The organism is Bacteroides sp. D22, assembly GCF_000163675.1.
Classification (GTDB): domain Bacteria; phylum Bacteroidota; class Bacteroidia; order Bacteroidales; family Bacteroidaceae; genus Bacteroides; species Bacteroides xylanisolvens.
In genome coordinates, this window is the sequence record NZ_GG774795.1 from 1 (window position 1) to 18,420 (window position 18,420).

The 18,420-nt window shown below is 41.0% G+C and carries 15 protein-coding genes, 1 pseudogene and 1 riboswitch; of the genes and pseudogenes, 8 read left to right on the top strand and 8 right to left on the bottom strand.

Features of this window, described 5'->3' with window-relative positions; genetic code table 11:
* A pseudogene (locus HMPREF0106_RS27620) lies at window positions 1–195 on the bottom strand (ISL3 family transposase); the annotation flags it as partial.
* A 463-nt stretch (window positions 196–658) separates the two neighbouring features.
* Here HMPREF0106_RS27620 and HMPREF0106_RS24220 point away from each other — a divergent pair.
* Window positions 659–1,762: an AAA family ATPase gene (locus HMPREF0106_RS24220; RefSeq protein WP_009038670.1), complete on the top strand. Its 1,104-nt coding sequence runs from the start codon at window positions 659–661 to the stop codon at window positions 1,760–1,762.
* Between the two features lie 262 nt (window positions 1,763–2,024).
* Here HMPREF0106_RS24220 and HMPREF0106_RS24215 read toward each other — a convergent pair whose 3' ends face one another.
* On the bottom strand, window positions 2,025–2,249 hold the full coding sequence (locus HMPREF0106_RS24215; RefSeq protein WP_004308997.1) for a winged helix-turn-helix domain-containing protein: 225 nt from the start codon (window positions 2,247–2,249) through the stop codon (window positions 2,025–2,027).
* Window positions 2,250–2,560: 311 nt separating this feature from the next.
* Between HMPREF0106_RS24215 and HMPREF0106_RS24210 the strand changes: the two genes are divergently transcribed.
* The gene (locus HMPREF0106_RS24210; protein WP_009038671.1) at window positions 2,561–3,418 is read left to right on the top strand and encodes a GyrI-like domain-containing protein; all 858 of its coding nucleotides are present in this window, start codon (window positions 2,561–2,563) and stop codon (window positions 3,416–3,418) included.
* Between the two features lie 218 nt (window positions 3,419–3,636).
* On the opposite strand, the gene HMPREF0106_RS24205 is transcribed toward HMPREF0106_RS24210, so the two are convergent.
* The 3 genes from HMPREF0106_RS24205 to HMPREF0106_RS24195 all read right to left on the bottom strand — a co-directional run bounded on the left by HMPREF0106_RS24205 (window position 3,637) and on the right by HMPREF0106_RS24195 (window position 6,042).
* On the bottom strand, window positions 3,637–4,008 hold the full coding sequence (locus tag HMPREF0106_RS24205) for a VOC family protein (RefSeq protein WP_004317320.1): 372 nt from the start codon (window positions 4,006–4,008) through the stop codon (window positions 3,637–3,639).
* Window positions 4,009–4,102: 94 nt separating this feature from the next.
* On the bottom strand, window positions 4,103–4,906 hold the full coding sequence (locus tag HMPREF0106_RS24200) for a helix-turn-helix domain-containing protein (protein ID WP_009038672.1): 804 nt from the start codon (window positions 4,904–4,906) through the stop codon (window positions 4,103–4,105).
* A gap of 266 nt (window positions 4,907–5,172) precedes the next feature.
* Window positions 5,173–6,042: a DUF6845 domain-containing protein gene (locus tag HMPREF0106_RS24195; RefSeq protein WP_009038673.1), complete on the bottom strand. Its 870-nt coding sequence runs from the start codon at window positions 6,040–6,042 to the stop codon at window positions 5,173–5,175.
* A gap of 436 nt (window positions 6,043–6,478) precedes the next feature.
* Here HMPREF0106_RS24195 and HMPREF0106_RS24190 point away from each other — a divergent pair, with 436 nt between their 5' ends.
* Both HMPREF0106_RS24190 and HMPREF0106_RS24185 read left to right on the top strand, forming a co-directional pair.
* Window positions 6,479–7,417 (top strand): DUF1848 domain-containing protein, encoded by a 939-nt coding sequence (locus HMPREF0106_RS24190; protein ID WP_004308992.1) that lies wholly within the window; start codon window positions 6,479–6,481, stop codon window positions 7,415–7,417.
* A gap of 372 nt (window positions 7,418–7,789) precedes the next feature.
* A complete protein-coding gene (locus HMPREF0106_RS24185; RefSeq protein WP_009038674.1) occupies window positions 7,790–8,569 on the top strand; it encodes an SDR family NAD(P)-dependent oxidoreductase in 780 nt (259 codons plus the stop codon).
* Between the two features lie 170 nt (window positions 8,570–8,739).
* Here the strand turns inward: HMPREF0106_RS24185 and HMPREF0106_RS24180 are convergent, their stop codons facing one another.
* Window positions 8,740–10,629, bottom strand: coding sequence for a toxin-antitoxin system YwqK family antitoxin (locus tag HMPREF0106_RS24180; protein ID WP_009038675.1), 1,890 nt, complete (start codon window positions 10,627–10,629; stop codon window positions 8,740–8,742).
* A gap of 166 nt (window positions 10,630–10,795) precedes the next feature.
* Between HMPREF0106_RS24180 and pncB the strand changes: the two genes are divergently transcribed.
* Window positions 10,796–11,971: a nicotinate phosphoribosyltransferase gene (gene pncB / locus HMPREF0106_RS24175; RefSeq protein ID WP_009038676.1), complete on the top strand. Its 1,176-nt coding sequence runs from the start codon at window positions 10,796–10,798 to the stop codon at window positions 11,969–11,971.
* Window positions 11,972–12,115: 144 nt separating this feature from the next.
* On the opposite strand, the gene HMPREF0106_RS24170 is transcribed toward pncB, so the two are convergent.
* Window positions 12,116–12,439 carry a thioredoxin family protein gene (locus HMPREF0106_RS24170; RefSeq protein ID WP_009038677.1) on the bottom strand — a complete coding sequence of 108 codons (324 nt, stop codon included), beginning with the start codon at window positions 12,437–12,439 and terminating at the stop codon, window positions 12,116–12,118.
* A gap of 276 nt (window positions 12,440–12,715) precedes the next feature.
* A riboswitch (cobalamin riboswitch) is annotated at window positions 12,716–12,920 on the top strand.
* 131 nt (window positions 12,921–13,051) lie between these two features.
* On the opposite strand from HMPREF0106_RS24170, the gene accC reads away from it, so the two are divergent.
* From accC to HMPREF0106_RS24155, 3 genes are read left to right on the top strand one after another with little or no spacing between them, the layout of a single operon-like run.
* Window positions 13,052–14,566, top strand: coding sequence for an acetyl-CoA carboxylase biotin carboxylase subunit (gene accC, locus HMPREF0106_RS24165; protein WP_004308984.1), 1,515 nt, complete (start codon window positions 13,052–13,054; stop codon window positions 14,564–14,566).
* A 23-nt stretch (window positions 14,567–14,589) separates the two neighbouring features.
* Window positions 14,590–15,099: an acetyl-CoA carboxylase biotin carboxyl carrier protein subunit gene (locus HMPREF0106_RS24160; protein ID WP_004316076.1), complete on the top strand. Its 510-nt coding sequence runs from the start codon at window positions 14,590–14,592 to the stop codon at window positions 15,097–15,099.
* 19 nt (window positions 15,100–15,118) lie between these two features.
* Complete coding sequence (locus HMPREF0106_RS24155; RefSeq protein WP_008026609.1) at window positions 15,119–16,654, top strand: acyl-CoA carboxylase subunit beta; 1,536 nt, start codon at window positions 15,119–15,121, stop codon at window positions 16,652–16,654.
* Window positions 16,655–17,260: 606 nt separating this feature from the next.
* Here the strand turns inward: HMPREF0106_RS24155 and HMPREF0106_RS24150 are convergent.
* Window positions 17,261–18,355 carry an N-acetylmuramoyl-L-alanine amidase gene (locus tag HMPREF0106_RS24150; protein WP_008770778.1) on the bottom strand — a complete coding sequence of 365 codons (1,095 nt, stop codon included), beginning with the start codon at window positions 18,353–18,355 and terminating at the stop codon, window positions 17,261–17,263.
* Window positions 18,356–18,420: the final 65 nt, after the last annotated feature.

Consider the following 18,420-nt stretch of genomic DNA (forward strand, 5'->3'; position numbering starts at 1 on the left):
GCAATAAGGACAGGAAGCCCCCTTGCCAGCCGTATGTAAAAAGACCGTCAATGAGCCAACAGCTTCAGAGATACCATCTTGTTGCAGATTATCGTAACCAAGACTGAATCTGAAATCATGAAATAATCCCCTATTTGTAGGAGTATTTTCTTTTTTTGATGTATATTTGTACGTTGTAGATATGGCTTGTTGCATTGTAACTCTTAATGATGTGGTGTCTTTAAAGTTACTAAAAAGCAAACATATCTACAACTTTTTATAGGATTAAGAAAGAAGAAGAGGAAAACCGTCGAAATAAAAAAGAGATTACCACCAAATTTGACGAAGAACCAAATCGTTGGTTCTTCGTCAAATTCCGTGCTAGTAAAGCTCATTGAAAGGTTGATGGATAAAGGGATATCGGCATATTAGAAATAGCAAATAAATTATCCAAGCTATATGCATCTTAAAGTACCCCGGAATAGCCATGAATAAGGTTATTGAACATAAATAAGTAGCACGGAATTTGATTAAGAACCAAATCGTTTGCAGGGGGCGCGCTGATATAAATGCAGGAAACTATCATACCAATGTTTTTCAAGAAAATGATAAATCGGATAAGTCCATATCATAGATTTATTTAGTACCTTTGCCGTCCTAATTTATATAAAAAGAAAAAATGAGTAAAGAATACACACTCGCAGATTTCACAGATATTTTCGATTACTCCACAGGCTGGTTCAGCGACAGTAGCATTTGTAGTCTATTCTATCAGATATTCAAACGATTCCCTTCTATGAAAATGGTGAAATATAAAGTAAACCAGGATTTCCTGAAAGAAATCAAAGAACTTTATCAGCAAGACGATGCGTTCGATATATTCGAGCATATATATTGCAATCATTTTGAGAATGAAAAAGAGGAAGAGGAGGAAGAAGAAGATACATCTACAAAAGAGTTATATGATTGCATCGTTATCTGCAAGAAGAATTTAATGATTGGCTATTTTGATAATTGCATAAAAATAGCCTATTCCAATATTGATAAGGAAGAAATCGATCGTATCAATCAAATTTGCGAAAACCACAAAAAGGAGAATGAGAAACTGAACAACCTATTTATAGTAACATACGCTCATAACTACTTCAGCCTGAAACAATCGCAAATCAATAAGCCGGCCATTCAGATTGACCGCCACTATAACAATGATTTCGCTCCCGTAGCCGCTGAAATCGAAAACTTCCTATTAGAGGAGAATAAAAGCGGTTTAATCATTCTGCACGGGAAACAAGGTACGGGGAAAACAACTTATATCCATCATCTTATCAATCTCGGAAAAAAGAGAATGATTTATATGAGCGGCGACCTGGTAGACAAACTTTCGGACCCTAGCTTTATCACTTTTATCCGCCAACAAAAGAATTCGATCTTTATCGTAGAAGATTGCGAAGAGTTATTGTCAAGCCGCAACGGAAGCAACCGCATGAATGCCGGACTAGTCAACATACTGAATATCAGCGACGGACTATTGAGTGATGAATTATGTATCAAATTTATCTGCACATTCAACGCTCCACTAAAAGATATTGACGAAGCCTTGCTTAGAAAAGGACGTCTGGCTGCCCGGTACGAATTTAAAGACCTGACAACCGACAAAGTAAACCAACTAATAAAGGAAGAAGGGCTGGATATCCCCCAACAGACACAACCTATGACACTGGCTGAAATCTATAATTACGAAGGCATGGATTTCTCTTTAGGAAGAAAGCGGGTAGGATTCTGAACAAATCCTCCAAAGTAGAACTTTTAAAGAAAAATCGACTATTATTATTGCGAAATATAAGTATCTATATTTTACCTATCAACAAGAACGATTTGATATTTTTATACGTTTATTATACGTTAAAAGAGTTGCCCTATTACGGAGCAACTCTTTTAAATATTAAACTTCTTAAGTTCAAACTTTGCATGTGATACCTTATATCGACATTTTCTTACTTACAAGTTAACGGAAATCCAAAGATACTCACTCGCAAAATCTGTAATTATCCAAAGCTAAAAGGGAAAGTGCTTTCATCAGATAAAGCAATTAATCCGTTCTTTCGCTGGATACAAATTTTGTTTTCTCTTGCCAGCCAACCGGCCGCCAATGCTGTACTTTCTACGCTTAGGTTTAATCTTCTTGCCAATTCAGGTATTGAAATTTCACCAATTTCTTTCAGGGCACACCAAACTTTTCCGGCATTGTTCCCTACAATTGTTTTATCCATGGCTATTTTTATTAATAATTTGGTTACAATATAGTCATTTTAATAATTGTTTATAACAAAACCAACTTTTTTGTTTTAGTTTTTGACATTATTTAAAACAAAGAAATCAATTTCGCGTCTAGTGATTAAAAACTTGGTAATAATTCGTACCATAACACCACTAAAAGGAACATTATATATCAAAATAAATTCTCAAAACAGGAATCGGGCAATCACAGAAAGAAAATAGGAAATTGACATTTCCGCAATATCGGACAAGTCATTTCGCTTTTTTACCAATACCTTTGCGGAGTGAAATACCAGAATAAGTTATGCAACAGAAAAAAACAACGAAAGAAGAATATCAAAAGTGCGTAAATGTTGTAGTGGAATACATCAACCAACATTTGGGAGAAGACATTGATTTAAAATCTCTGGCCAGAATTTCAAACTTTTCTCCTTTTTACTTTCACCGGATCATGAAAGCTTTTCTCGGTGAACCGATTGGTACGTTTATTGTCCGGACGCGGACAGAAGCTGCCGCACGTCTACTCCGCTACTCGGATGTTCCGATTGCCGACATAGCCTATCGGATTGGTTACTCTTCTCCTTCTTCGTTGTCGAAAGTGTTCAAGCAATTTTATGGCATTTCACCTTTAGAGTATAGAAACAATAAAAACTTTGTAATTATGAAACCAGCGATTATCAGGCCAGACCTGGAACTAAAAAGAGAGATCAGAAACGTTTCCGAACGGAATGTGATTTATATCCGCCTCACCGGCGATTACAAACTGAATGATTACGGTGGCACCTGGGGCCGTTTATTCCAATTCATCAAAGAACAAAAGTTGCCGATGGGAGATTTCAGCCCGCTTTGCATCTATCACGATGATCCGAAAGTGACACCGGCAGAAAAACTGCGTACAGACGTATGTATGGTAATGCCTGTAAAAGTAGCCCCCAAAAGTGATGTCGGATTTAAGGTGATCCCGGCCGGACGTTATGCTATCTTCTTGTATAAAGGTCCGTATGACAATTTGCAAGCTGTGTATGATACGATTTACGGAAAGTGTCTGCCCGAAATGGAATGTACGCTGCGTGATGAAGCCAGCGCGGAACGTTATCTGAACAATCCATGCGACACTGCTCCCGAAGAGTTGTTGACGGAAATTTATATTCCGGTAGAATAATGCGGACAGACAAATGGCGGAATAAAGAGAATGAATAAAGATGTGATTTAACGTCTGACTTTTTTTGGGGGATAGTGCAAAACCCTGATAAGTCTATCTTTTAGACGCGGATGACACGGATTTAGCAGATTTATAATCTTCTTATCCGTGTCATTTTGCGTTATCCGCATCTAAAAGCATATTATGCTATAACAGGCTGCCTTCCTCTCTCCTACCTGTTATTTTTCAGCATAAATGCCAATCCGGTTTCCTTCACTATCAGTGAATACGGCAAACCATCCTTTGCCGTCCGCCTCAATCTTTGTTCTGGGAATGACTACTTTCCCTCCTTTCAGAAGTACTTTTTCCAAGGTCTGTTCTATATCCTCACAGTTGAAATGGATAAGCACTCCATGCGTTGAAGGAAGAAAGTCGAAATTTGAAGCATAAGAGATAGCACCGACGGTTTCACCTTCTTCTGTGAAACAAGCCATTTTTTCTGTTTCACATTCAAAAGTCGGAAGTTGCATACCCAATACTGTTTCGTAAAAATCGACAGCCCGATGGAAATCGGAAGCAGGAATCTCAAAAAATGCAATTAGTTTTTTCATTTCGTTTCTTTTTTATCGTTACTACTAAGCCTTTGCAAAGACACTGCAAAAGTAGGGCAACACGAGGAAGCCTGATAGGAAAAAAGGGACATCTTTAAAGTTCGGAAAAATAATCGGAATAAGGAGCGCAGACAGAAAGATACTCTGCAGGGGTGTAACCGGAAAAGAGTTTGAATTCCTTTATCATGTGAGACTGATCGGAGAAGCCACATTCGTAAGCTACTTGTACAAAAGGGATAGTGGCATCCTGCTGCAACATTGACAATGCCCGCTGCATACGGACAATGCGAATAAATTCTTTGGGAGTAGTGCCGACATAATCGGCAAAGATACGTCCAAACTGCTTACTGCTCAAACAGGCTGTTTCCGACAGATGAGCAATGTTGATTTGCGGCTGGAGGTTTATTTCATGAAACACAGCAGACATCCGCTTGAGGTTATACTCCGGAAGGGTGTATAAACGACGAAGGAAAAACTGCTCTATCAAACGAATAGAAACGGCATTATCAGAAGTGTCAGTGACCTGTTTCACCAAATCCGACAGTTCTACATCTTCCATCGCATCGGTATCTACATTTTGTCCGTGAAACAGATGGCTGGGAATATGAAACAATACTTTAACTGCATAAGGCTGGAAAACAACAGTAATCATTTCTATCCTACCCGTCGACTGTACATCCGAGAAGCCGACCGATTGTCCGGAAATGAAGGATTGAGGTTGTAGTTCCGACTCGCCCGACAAAAGGAGTTGTTTCCCTTTATGAAATACCAGTTGCATACAGCCAATAGGCAGAGTCCGTTCGGAAACCGGAGTCACTGAATCGTCTTGCAATATCCAGTAATGCCGTATATAAGGAGCAAGCGCCAAACAAGGTTTTATAAGTTGAAATGATTGCATAGAGCAAAGATATTATTTCTTAATTCAAATGCAAAAGTAAAGCTCCTGTTTAAAGAGGTATAGTAAAAAAAGGACTTTTTATAAATTAGGGAGTCGTCCTATTAAGAACAGATATGCCGGAATGATAAACAGATAAGGATTTAAGGCAGGATCCTTATTTGAGAATAAGGTACAATTGAAAAGACGGCAAACCTTTTCTTAATAAAAAAACATCCTCTGTTTGAAAGAGCATGATTGTAGCTCACATTCAAACAGAGGAAGATTCTTTAGATAACGGAAAGTCCGTATTCGTAGGCCTCCGATATCGCATTATAGTCCTCGTCGGAATAGCTACCTTTATCTCTGGCTTTCTGCATATCTTTCATAAATAATTCTACGGAAGTCAGGAAGCTATAATAATTCTTCTGTTCTTCATCATAACCTGTGACAGCAGGAAGTTTCTTTGCAGCTTCGAGTTCTTTCTTCAGTTCGGCCATCTTCATATCAATACGCATACCGTCCAGCGCATGTTTGCGTGAATAGAGATTCATGATGCTTTGCACGGTGCCGGACATCTTACGCATGGCCATGATTTGATCTTTCAACGGTTCATCGGCAAGCAGTTCTTTTTCAGCTTGTTCTGTCAGAGGGCTTAGAATATCAAAGATCACTTGTTTATATTCCGACATTTCTACACTAAGCCGATAGTTCTCGTCGAGGAGCTTGCCGATCTTTGCAGTCTCTTTTGCCTGCTTGTAAGAGAGAAATTTATTAAAATTATCATAGAATTGCGTCCTTGCACTGAAAAGTCCTCGATAACTCTGCTTCAGATTCTGACGGACTTCTATATTAAAATAATCTCCCGGATCCATCAATTCCGCTGTATCTCTGGCAGATACTTCAGGTGGTGCAATCGGAGATACTTCAGGAACTTTTCCTGTCTGTTCCATATATCCCAAAACTGCATTTATGTCTTTCGCATTGGCTACATGCCTCAACACGATAAGCGATGTATGATAATAGTTTATCACCTTACTGGCATTGTCCAATTCCTCCGAAGCGATAGAGGACGCAGCCTGTTTCTTGTTTCCTCCCGAACAAGAAACCAACAAGAGAGCACCTACAAGTGCTCCGAAAAATAAAATATTCTTCTTCATAATGGTTCGTTTATTAAGTCTTTCGTACTATAACAATAAAAATCGTTTTTTGTTATAGACAAACAATGCATATTCGAGAAGTGTAGTGGAGAAATTTAAAATGCTGCTAACGATGATTAAGGAATAAGCAACCAACGTGTATAAAAACAAAAAATGGCTACTCATCACGAGCAACCAATCTTTTGTTAACCTTAAATCTAATACTTATGAAAAAAACACAGTACAAAGGTACCATATTTCAGATAAATAGCAAATTTCAGCGCCTAAACAGACGATATTGTAACAGGGTTTAATACTCCGAGAATCGCATTAACATTTCAGACTTCATCCGTTAACATTTAACATATTCATTCACATAAGTTGCTCCCCGGATAAGTAAGAGTAGAAAAAAGGCTAATCATGGAAACGACATTGTTTTTTTTCGTAACTTTGAACTATGATAATCAGTGCCAGCCGCCGGACAGATATTCCGGCATTCTATTCTCAATGGTTTTTCAACCGGATAAAAGAAGGATATGTATTAGTGCCCAATCCTTATCATCCGAAAATGATTAGCAGGATTTCCTTATCTCCTGCTGTGGTTGATTGTTTCGTATTCTGGACCAAGAACCCGGCCCCGATGCTTAACCAGCTGGATAAATTACAGGATTACAACTATTACTTCCAATTTACACTCAACCCTTACGGAGAAAAATTGGAGAATCGTTTGCCATCTATCGATAAACGAATTGATACCTTTAAAAAGCTGGCAGACAAAATTGGCAGAGAAAAAATGATTTGGAGATATGATCCGATACTGACGAATGAGGAATACAACGTTTCTTTCCACCAGGAAGCATTCGCCCGGATTGCCCATGAACTCAAAGACCATACCTCGAAATGTATGTTGGGATTTATAGATCATTACCCCCATATCCGAAACTCGATACAACCATTCAACATCAATCCGCTGACCAAAGAGGAAATAGAAGAAATGGCCGTCTCCTTTAAAAAGACAATAGATATTTATCCCGGTATACAGCTAGACACTTGTACCGTCAAGGTAGATTTAAGACATTTGGGTATTCCCAGCGGCTTGTGCATTGATAAAGGGCTGATTGAAAAGATCACCGGTTATCCTATCCTTGCTCAAAAGGATAAAAACCAGCGTAATATCTGCAACTGTATCGAAAGTATTGATATCGGGACTTATGAAAGTTGTCTGAACGGATGTGTTTATTGCTATGCCATCAAAGGTAATTATAATACAGCAGCATATAATATGAAGAAACATGATAAAAACTCGCCGTTGCTCATCGGTCATTTATCCGAAGATGATATAGTAAAGGAACGGGAGATGAAGAGTCTGCGGGATAACCAATATTCGTTGTTTTAGTCTTCCTGATCCGTATCTGACTTACAGGCATAAAAAAAGGCTATCTATCCCAGACAGCCAATCTTTTGTTAACCTTAAATCTAATACTATGAAAAACACAGTACAAAGATACGGACTTTTCGGTTATCTCCAAATTTTCGGCCCAATGCAGCGTATCTTATAACATGGTTTAATAGAATCTGAACCGTATTAACAAATAAGCGGTTAAGCATTAACATTTAACAGTTTTCTTAAATAATCAGGGCATAAAACTGGAGGAGATGCAAATGTTTTCCAATCGGACACCTTATCTTATTAAAGAGCGTTTATGAGGTCTAACAAATTCCTCTGCCAGCTGTTTCTAATAGAAGGTAACCATCAAATTCACAATATATGAACAGATTCGAAAATAAAGTAGTTGTCATCACCGGTGCTGCCGGTGGTATCGGCGAAGCAACCACACGCCGCATTGTCTCCGAAGGGGGCAAAGTAGTCATCGCTGACCATTCTGAAAAAAAGGCGGAACAGCTTGCCAACGAACTTACTCATGCAGGGGCCGACGTGCGCCATGTCTATTTTTCCGCCACCGAACTCCAGAGTTGTAAAGAACTGATTGATTTTTCTATGAATGAATATCAACGAATAGATATACTGATTAATAATGTAGGAGGAACCGATCCCAAACGTGACCTTAACATCGAGAAGCTGGATATCAATTACTTTGACGAGGCATTCCACCTGAATCTCTGCTGTACCATGTACCTTTCTCAACAGGTCATCCCTATCATGACTACCAATGGCGGCGGAAACATTGTCAACGTAGCTTCCATAAGCGGACTTACTGCTGATGCTAACGGTACATTATATGGTGCCAGCAAAGCGGGCGTCATCAACCTGACGAAATACATCGCTACCCAAATGGGAAAGAAAAATATCCGCTGCAATGCCGTAGCCCCGGGGTTGGTACTTACCCCCGCGGCATTGGATAACCTGAATGAAGATGTACGCAACATCTTCCTCGGCCAATGTGCCACTTCTTATTTAGGAGAACCGGAAGACGTCGCAGCTACCATCGCTTTTCTGGCTTCGAACGATGCAAGATACATCACGGGACAAACAATCGTCGTAGATGGTGGCCTGACTGCTCATAACCCGACAGTAGCGTTATCATAGAACATAACTTTAATACAATGAATAAAATGACAATAATGGGAATATGGCTTCTTTCGCTATTTATCAATAGCGGATGCAACCGGGAATTAGTAGAATAGACAGTAATGATCTTAAAATATCTATCAAAAAGGGGGAAGAGTGGATGCATGATTTTCCATTGTTTCTGGGTTTCAGAATGACTTTACCCATGCATTCATTTCGTTAATAGCTTCTAGTGAAGACGGAAGCTCCTGCTTAGTCTGCAAAGCATCAGGACGAAGATCGACGCGCACATACCCCCAGCCGTCTTCGTCGATTTGCAGATAGCCACACTTCCTGTACTCTTCCAGGCAACTGTCAGAGCATCCTCCATAAAAGTCACATTGAAGTTCATCTTCCGACGTTTTTTTATTGGCAATGAATGAACTTTCACCCACCCAGACAAAATCGTCCAAATCAACCTCAAAATAATCCCCTCCTCCCCGATTGAGTGCGGCAACTTCCGCCAAACGTCCTTCGGGAAGCATCTTGTAAACGCGGACATAACATTCTTCCTTATACGGATTTTCATCTACGACAAGGAAAAGACCGGATTTTCCACAGAATAAAGGGGTATCTATACTACGATATTCGTAAACTTCTCCTGTAACATCACTCATCACAAAATAGCCCCAGCTCTCAAACCCTGAATAGTGAAAAAAATGCAGACCGTAATCAGACTGATACCCATCATAGTACCATTTTATAAATCCATCTTCATCTTCTTTCGCCGGAGAATTCAGCAGTGCGAGTTCCCCCTTTTTCCAGCGCACGGACAGTTTATTCTGATTGTCTGTATAACGCCCTTTACCAGAATCAAGCTGTTTATTACAACTATCCGCCTTCATATTCGTATATTCAGCAAATTCAAGTTTTTTCACGTCTGCCCCTGTATTGCTATACATACGCAAGGAGATCATTCTTCCACTATGATAGTCATACATACTCTTTTCAATCCGGTTGCCTTCTTCAGAATAAATTTCAGTCATGACACCCGGCACGCCTTTCTCCGAGTACGGATAACTCTCGAAACGACGTAGCCGCCCGCCAGAATAATTCCTTATATCCAGCCGCTTTTGAGTTCCGACCGTCACAATGCTTCGTTTTACAGAATCACACTTATCATCCATGAAGTATATCGGCTCATCGGAATCCTTTTCAAAATATTTTCGTTTCAGAAGATACTTTTTGCCGTTCTCCAATGCATAAATTTCTTGAATGTAATAAAAGGGAGTCCCTTCTGATGCCTGATATTTATACTCATACCAGTCGGGAGCCTCCGCTACCCCGTCAGGGTCATTATAAGCGTATTCCGAATGGCTATAATACCAACATTCGGTCGGTAACACTTCCTGATCGTCAATATAATGATTAACCTGCCATAGATGTCCGTTGGCATGCCATCTCATTTCCTCTCCGTTTAGCTTCCCATCTTTATAGTGTTCAAACCAGTCCGGCTTTCCATCATAATACCATCTCTGACGTACTCCATTAAGTTTACCTCGTGTAGCCTGGTAAAAGATATGGGGATATCCGTTGGAATAATAAGATTGATAAAGTTCACAAATACTGTCAAGAGTGATTATACGACTTGTCATACAATGGGAAGAGATACTGTAATGACGCACCGTATCGTTCTTTATTCCGTCTTTATAAACAACTACCGAATAATAGGGTTCCGACACAAAAGAATCAGTCGAGCGAAAATAAAAGTGCTTATAAGCACCGTTCATCAATGAGTCCTTGTAAAAACAACGTTCCACGCCATCTACTTGTTTCCGGCAAATACTGTCGGAGTCATAGACCTTCAAAGAAGATGCTTCCGGTTCTTTTAGCAATGATTCGGAAAGCGTATCAGGAATAATCCAATCACTTCCTTTATAAAAATCCATAGAGAAAGCTTCGGAAATAGCAGTAGTTTTTTCGCTTAAAGCGTTTTCCTGTGTTTCCTGATTCGTGGAAGAAGATTGCGAAGTTCCTCCGGTTTTTCCGCCACATGATAACAACAGTAATACGCAGCTATATACCAAAGCGTTTTTCATACCAAATATCTTTTATTTAATACATAATTACGGCAAAATTAATGATAATATCAGATAATCAGGTATAAATCGATCCCAAAAATGGAATAATTATCTGTCAGCAGGCTATTATTTCGTTCAACAAATACTAACTTTACAACGTTATTAATAGAAAAGAACGAACGTCATGATTGTTAAAACACTACTAGATACAGACCTCTATAAGTTTACCACCTCGTACGCTTATATCAAACTGTTCCCCTATGCAATGGGTACTTTTAGTTTCAATGACCGGAACGAAACAAAGTATACCGAAGCTTTTCTGGAAACACTCAAGGCAGAGATCAAGAATCTTAGTCAGTTGAGATTCACGGAAGAGGAGTTGGAATACATGACGAAGAATTGCAGATTTCTCCCGAGAGTCTACTGGGAGTGGTTGTCTTCTTTTCGTTTCGACCCGAATAAGATTGATATTCATCTGGATGAAGCCTGTCATCTCCACATCGAAGTGACTGACTTGCTTTATAAAGTGACTTTATATGAAGTGCCTTTGCTCGCTATTGTTTCTGAAATCAAAAACCGGTTCTTCGGCCATGTAGCAGACATGAACGGGATTCTTTGCAAACTGTCGGAGAAAATAGAGTTATCGAACCAACATCAGCTCCGCTTTTCAGAATTTGGTACACGGAGAAGATTCTCTATTGATGTGCAGGAAACTGTTATCAAAAGACTGAACGAGACAGCGCAATATTGCACCGGGACTTCCAACTGCAACTTCGCAATGAAATATGGAATGAAAATGATGGGGACTCACCCTCACGAATGGTTTATGTTTCATGGAGCACAGTTCGGATATAAACATGCCAATTATATGGCACTCGAAAACTGGGTGAATGTTTATGACGGTGATTTGGGTATCGCACTTTCCGATACCTATACTTCCGGCATCTTCCTTAGTAACCTTAGCCGTAAACAAGCTAAACTTTTCGACGGTGTGCGCTGCGATTCCGGTAATGAATTTGAGTTTATCGACCGACTGGTTGCCCGCTACAAAGAGTTGGGAATCGACGCGACAACCAAAACCATCGTATTCAGCAATGCCCTCGACTTTACAAAAGCATTAGACATTCAAGAATACTGCAAAAACAAAATCCGCTGCTCTTTCGGAATCGGCACCAATCTCACCAACGATACCGGGTTCGAACCTTCGAACATCGTGATGAAACTGACGCAATGCAAGATGAATGTCAATCAGGAGTGGAGGGAATGTATCAAACTGTCGGATGATGAAGGAAAACATACCGGCAGTCTTGAAGAAGTGCAGGCATGCCTGCATGAGTTGAGGTTGAACAGAAACCAATAATCAAGACAACGGAAAGGCTATAAAAAGAAAAGCAGAAGTACCTCGATAGAAAATACTTTCTGCTGTTCCTCCATATATGCCATACCGAAATACACCTGCATAAAACCAGCTATTTATATCATTGTAATAAACGATACATCATTTTCAGGATTTGAACCCTTTCACTGCTTTTTCCAATCTTTCCAAAGATAATTCGCCGGATTGCCGCCAAAGCTGTTGCCCTTTTCTAAAAAGAATAAAGGTAGGAGTCGACTCCACCGTATAAAAATCAGTAAGGGCAGGCTCCTGGTCGATGTCCACTTCCACCACTTCCAATGTTCCTACCATCAGTTTCTTGAACTCTTCAACAACCGGTTTCATGCGCTGGCAGTGAGGACACCACGTTGCGTAAAACTCTGCCATTACCCAATCACCGTTAGCTAGCTTCTCCTGGTTTCTTTCTTCACGAGCTATTTTCTTTTCTTTCATAATGAATATCTCCTTTTAATTAATAACTATCAACCTAACAATATCAGGAGAAAGATGGTTTAGAAAAGAAGCAAGGTTACACACAAATTAAAGAATCAAACCCGTTTGCATTTACCCGACCAGCTATTAATATCCAAGCAAATCATCTCCGTACGATGAAAAGACTTCTCCGCATCATACTTTGCTCTTATCACTTTATCTTCCGGACTAAGGACAAGCATTGCACAAAATTGAAACTTTCGTGCAAAAAAGAAACATCCTATTCAATATTTATTTATCTTTGCCCCCCAAAATGGTTCAGAATCCGTATCCAACGGACGATGATTAATAGGGAACCGGGTGTAAATCCCGGACAGTCCCGCTGCTGTGAAACTCTGTTCAATGTCTTATAATTGAACTAATTTAACGCCACTGATGTTATTCGGGAAGGCAAATAAGACAAGAGTCAGTCAGAAGACCTGCCATTTTGTGTAAGACGCCCCTCTCCTCGTGGATTAGGAGAAAGAGTATCACTTGTTAAGCCCCAAATCAAAAAAATACTGTTTTTCGTCGGGTGGAGTATGTCCATTAGACGGGAAGACATTAATAAGTATGTACTTAATTGAAAAAAGTATGATAAAAAAAATCTTAGTAGCCAATCGCGGTGAAATTGCCGTAAGGGTGATGCGTTCCTGCCGGGAAATGGAGATAACGAGTATCGCTATCTTCTCCGAAGCAGACCGGACCGCGAAGCACGTGCTTTATGCAGACGAAGCTTATTGCGTAGGGCCGGCAGCATCCAAAGAGAGTTATCTGAATATAGAAAAAATCATCGAAGTGGCAAAAGCAGCTCATGCAGACGCCATTCATCCGGGTTACGGCTTCTTGTCCGAGAATGCCACCTTCGCCCGTCGATGTCAGGAAGAAGGAATCATCTTTATCGGACCCAATCCGGAAACAATGGAAGCTATGGGAGATAAAATTGCTGCCCGTATCAAAATGATTGAGGCGGGAGTACCCGTAGTTCCCGGCACACAAGACAACCTGAAAAGCGTGGAAGAAGCCATAGAGCTTTGCAATAAAATCGGCTATCCGGTGATGCTGAAGGCCTCTATGGGCGGTGGTGGAAAAGGTATGCGCCTCATCCACAGTGCCGAAGAAGTGGAAGAAGCATATACCACTGCCAAGAGCGAATCATTGTCTTCCTTTGGCGACGACACGGTTTACCTGGAGAAGTTCGTTGAAGAGCCTCATCACATCGAGTTCCAGATTCTTGGTGACAAGCATGGAAACGTCATTCATCTGTGCGAACGCGAATGTTCCGTGCAACGCCGTAACCAGAAAATCGTGGAAGAGACTCCTTCGGTTTTCGTCACTCCCGAACTGCGAAAAGACATGGGTGAAAAAGCGGTAGCGGCGGCTAAAGCTGTGAACTACATCGGTGCGGGTACTATCGAATTCCTTGTTGATAAACACCGCAACTATTATTTCCTTGAGATGAACACCCGCTTGCAGGTGGAACATCCAATTACGGAAGAAGTGATCGGAGTAGATTTGGTGAAAGAGCAAATTAAAGTTGCCGACGGACAAGTGCTTCAACTGAAACAAGAGAATATCCAGCAACGCGGACACGCTATCGAATGTCGTATCTGTGCCGAAGACACTGAAATGAATTTCATGCCAAGTCCGGGTATCATCAAACAGATTACAGAGCCGAACAGTATCGGTGTGCGTATTGACAGTTATGTATATGAAGGATATGAAATTCCGATCTACTATGACCCGATGATCGGTAAACTGATTGTGTGGGCTACTAATCGCGAATATGCGATTGAGCGGATGCGTCGTGTTCTCCACGAATATAAATTGACCGGAGTGAAAAACAACATCAGTTATCTGCGTGCCATCATGGATACTCCCGATTTTGTAGAAGGTCATTATGACACAGGATTCATCGCCAAGAACAGCGAGTTTCTGCAACAACGGATTACGCGCACCAGCGAATATTCCGAAAATATTGCCCTGATCGCTGCTTATATAGACTATTTGATGAATCTCGAAGAGAACAACAGCGGTATGGCTGCCGACAACCGCCCTATCAGCAAGTGGAAAGAGTTCGGATTGCATAAGGGTGTGTTGAGAATCTAAATTTTAACAAAGAGAATTCAATTATGGAAATTCATATAGGAAACCGCGTGGCCGAAGTAGAACTGGTCAGCAAGGAAGATAACAAGGTAGTGCTCACCATTGATGGAAAAACGTTTGAAGCAGACGTAGTGATGGCAGAAAACGGTACTTGCAACATCTTGATGGACGGACGCAGTTCGAACGCACAGCTGATTCGCCGTGATAACGGAAAAAGCTATAAAGTGAATACGCATTATAGCAGTTTCAATGTAGAAATAGTGGACAGCCAGGCAAAATATCTGCGTATGCGCAAGAAAGGGGAAGAAGAACAGAATGACTGTATCATTTCTCCGATGCCGGGCAAAGTAGTGAAAATACCTGTTGCAGTCGGCCAGGAAATGAAGGCGGGAGACACCGCTATCGTTATCGAAGCCATGAAGATGCAGAGTAACTACAAAGTGACTTCAGACTGCCGCATTAAAGAAATTCTGGTTCAGGAAGGTGATAACATAACCGGCGACCAGACGTTAATAACATTAGAACCGATTGCATAATATAAGAACGGATTGCATTATGGAAGAAATGAATAAAGCATACGCCACGTTCGAGGAACGTGACCGCATCGCTTCTCTTGGTGGAGGCGTTGATAAAATAGAGAAGCAACACGAAAGCGGAAAAATGACTGCTCGCGAACGTATTGAGATGTTGCTCGACAAAGGTACTTTCGTTGAACTGGATAAATTGATGGTTCACCGTTGTACGAACTATGGCATGGATAAAAACAAAATTCCGGGAGACGGCATCGTTTCAGGTTACGGAAAGGTAGACGGTCGCCAGGTATTTGTTTACGCTTATGACTTTACCGTATATGGCGGCTCACTGTCTGCTTCCAATGCCAAAAAGATTGTGAAAGTACAACAACTTGCGTTGAAGAACGGTGCCCCGATTATCGCTCTGAATGATTCGGGCGGCGCACGTATTCAGGAAGGTATCGAAAGCCTTTCCGGTTATGCGGATATTTTCTATCAGAACACAATGGCCAGCGGTGTGATTCCACAGATTTCGGCCATCCTGGGTCCTTGTGCCGGAGGCGCTTGCTACTCTCCTGCCCTTACCGATTTCATCTTTATGGTGAAAGAAAAAAGTCACATGTTCGTGACTGGTCCCGATGTAGTAAAAACCGTGATTCATGAAGAAGTAAGCAAAGAAGAGCTGGGTGGCGCAATGACACATAGCAGCAAGAGCGGTGTGACGCATTTTATGTGCAACTCCGAAGAAGAACTGTTGATGAGTATCCGCGAACTGTTGTCTTTCTTACCGCAGAATAATATGGATGAAGCCAGGAAACAACCTTGCGCCGACGAAACCAACCGCGAAGACGCTTCTCTGGATACAATCGTTCCGGCAGATCCGAACGTACCGTATGATATGAAAGACATTATCGAACGCGTGATAGACAACGGTTATTTCTTCGAAGTCATGCCGAACTTTGCAAAGAATATCATCATCGGCTTTGCCCGCATGGCAGGTCGTTCGGTAGGTATCGTAGCCAATCAGCCGGCTTATCTTGCCGGCGTTCTTGATATCGACGCCAGCGACAAAGCAAGTCGTTTTATCCGTTTTTGCGACTGTTTCAATATTCCGTTGATTACATTCGAAGATGTTCCGGGATTCCTTCCGGGATATACGCAGGAAAACAACGGTATCATCCGTCACGGCGCAAAAATAGTTTATGCGTTCGCAGAAGCTACTGTTCCCAAACTGACTGTTATTACCCGTAAAGCTTACGGCGGCGCTTATATCGTAATGAACTCCAAGCAGACCGGAGCTGATGTGAACTTCGCATATCCCAGCGCAGAAATTGCAGTGATGGGTGCAGACGGCGCCATCAATATCCTGTTCCGCAAAGCTGACGAAGCAACAAAAGCTAAGGAACTGGAAGCCTACAAAGAAAAGTTTGCTACTCCGTATCAAGCTGCCGAACTGGGATATATTGACGAAATCATTTATCCGAGACAGACTCGCAAACGTCTGATTCAGGCGTTGGAAATGACGGAAAACAAGATGCAGACAAATCCACCCAAGAAGCACGGTAATATGCCTTTATAACAACTAGATAAGGTGTGCATAAAGCACCCTCCCATCAAGACGGGCTTACATAGATTCTACGATATACTTTAGAATCTTTGTAAGCCCTCTTTTTATGAGTAAGTCTTTTTATATACATAAAAAAACGGCACCTCGATTCACATCGCAGCACCGTCACAACACAAACACAAAATAAAACACGACAAAACTACTATGCAATCTTCCTGTCATGCCGGGGAGGCATACCTTGCTTGACTTATCTATATTCGCATACACACAAGAAGCTTTATCAGGCGATTTGCACAATAAATAACATACACTTCCGGATTTTGTTCACAGGATTGATAAGATTTTATTCAATAATATGATAAGAAAATGAAATAACGTGCTCTTTAACGAATTCAAGAGAAACGAAAAAAAAACGGCACCCCGATTCACATCGCAGCACCGTCACAACACAAACACAAAATAAAACACGACAAAACTACTATGCAATCTTCCTGTTATGCCGGGGAGGCATATTCACTAGCCTATATATATTCGCATACCTACAAGTAGCCATCAGGCGATTTGCATATATAAAACATTCAGATTTTTATTTTGTTCACGAAAGGAGAAGTAAAAATGTTATTTCTTCTCCTTGTAATCTTTCAGGAAGCCTTCCATCAGCCATTTTGCGAGTGCCTGACGATTGGAATTTATCACCAACCGACGCTGATCGAACGTATTCTGGATATTGCCCAACTCCACAAAAACGGAAGCGGGAGTGGTATGGGAAAGCACGTACAAGTTGCGCCCGCTCACTGTGCCGGAAAAACCCCGATTAGGCTGATGCTTATCATATTTTGACTCAAACGTATCTTTCATATTATTCGCCAGTCGTTTGCTGTCTCCTTTTTTATTCGAATAATAGAAAAAGACATCCGTTTGTTTTCCCTTACTACGACTATCGATATGAATAAAAATCGCCCTGCAATAAGAATGATTCTTACGATCTTTCCGGTAAAGGGCGTTTATTTTATCACAACGTTGCTGAAGGCGTTGCACTTGATTTAAAGGAATTGCATCCCCCATACAAGTCTCACGTTTACTGTTCGACAGATACGAATCATCACGAATACCATCTTTGGCATCTTGAATGATGATATGCACTTCGGCTCCTTCCTGCATCAGGTTACGTGCCAGACGGAGTGCAATATCATAAGCGTATTCATCTTCATGCAGTTCGTATCTACCCACTTTTCCAATAGCTCCCGGATCGGGACCTCCGTGTCCGCTGACCACATAGAAACAAGCACCGGCAAGACGGTTGGAAGTGACTTTCACATTAGCCAGTTGCTTTCCAAACAGAGGTTCGTTGATGGTGGTTCCTATTTTTGTCGATTTAGCTTTTGAAGATGGTTGCTTTGTCCCGGCGCTTTCGGAAGTTGTGTTCTTGGCACCCGTATTTTTGACAGGAGTAGTCTTGGCAGAAGTAGTTGTCGATTTCTTTACCGGAGGAATAACATAAGTCACGCCTACTTTAAGCACATTATTCTTTCCCAGCTTCTGCTTATTCAACTCTATAAAATCGTCGTAATACTTCTTCGGAGAACGGTTGTGCCTCAACAGAAAAGAAGAGATGCCCTCACCCGCCTTCGGAGTTGCCTTCTGCTGCGCCCAAAGAGTTGTGCCCGAAAAAAGAAAAGCTAAGAATAAAAGAATATAGAGTTTATTTTTCATAACTACATTAACTATCTCCTTCGCAAGAGTTATCATTTCACTCATAAACAGGGCAAAAATACAAT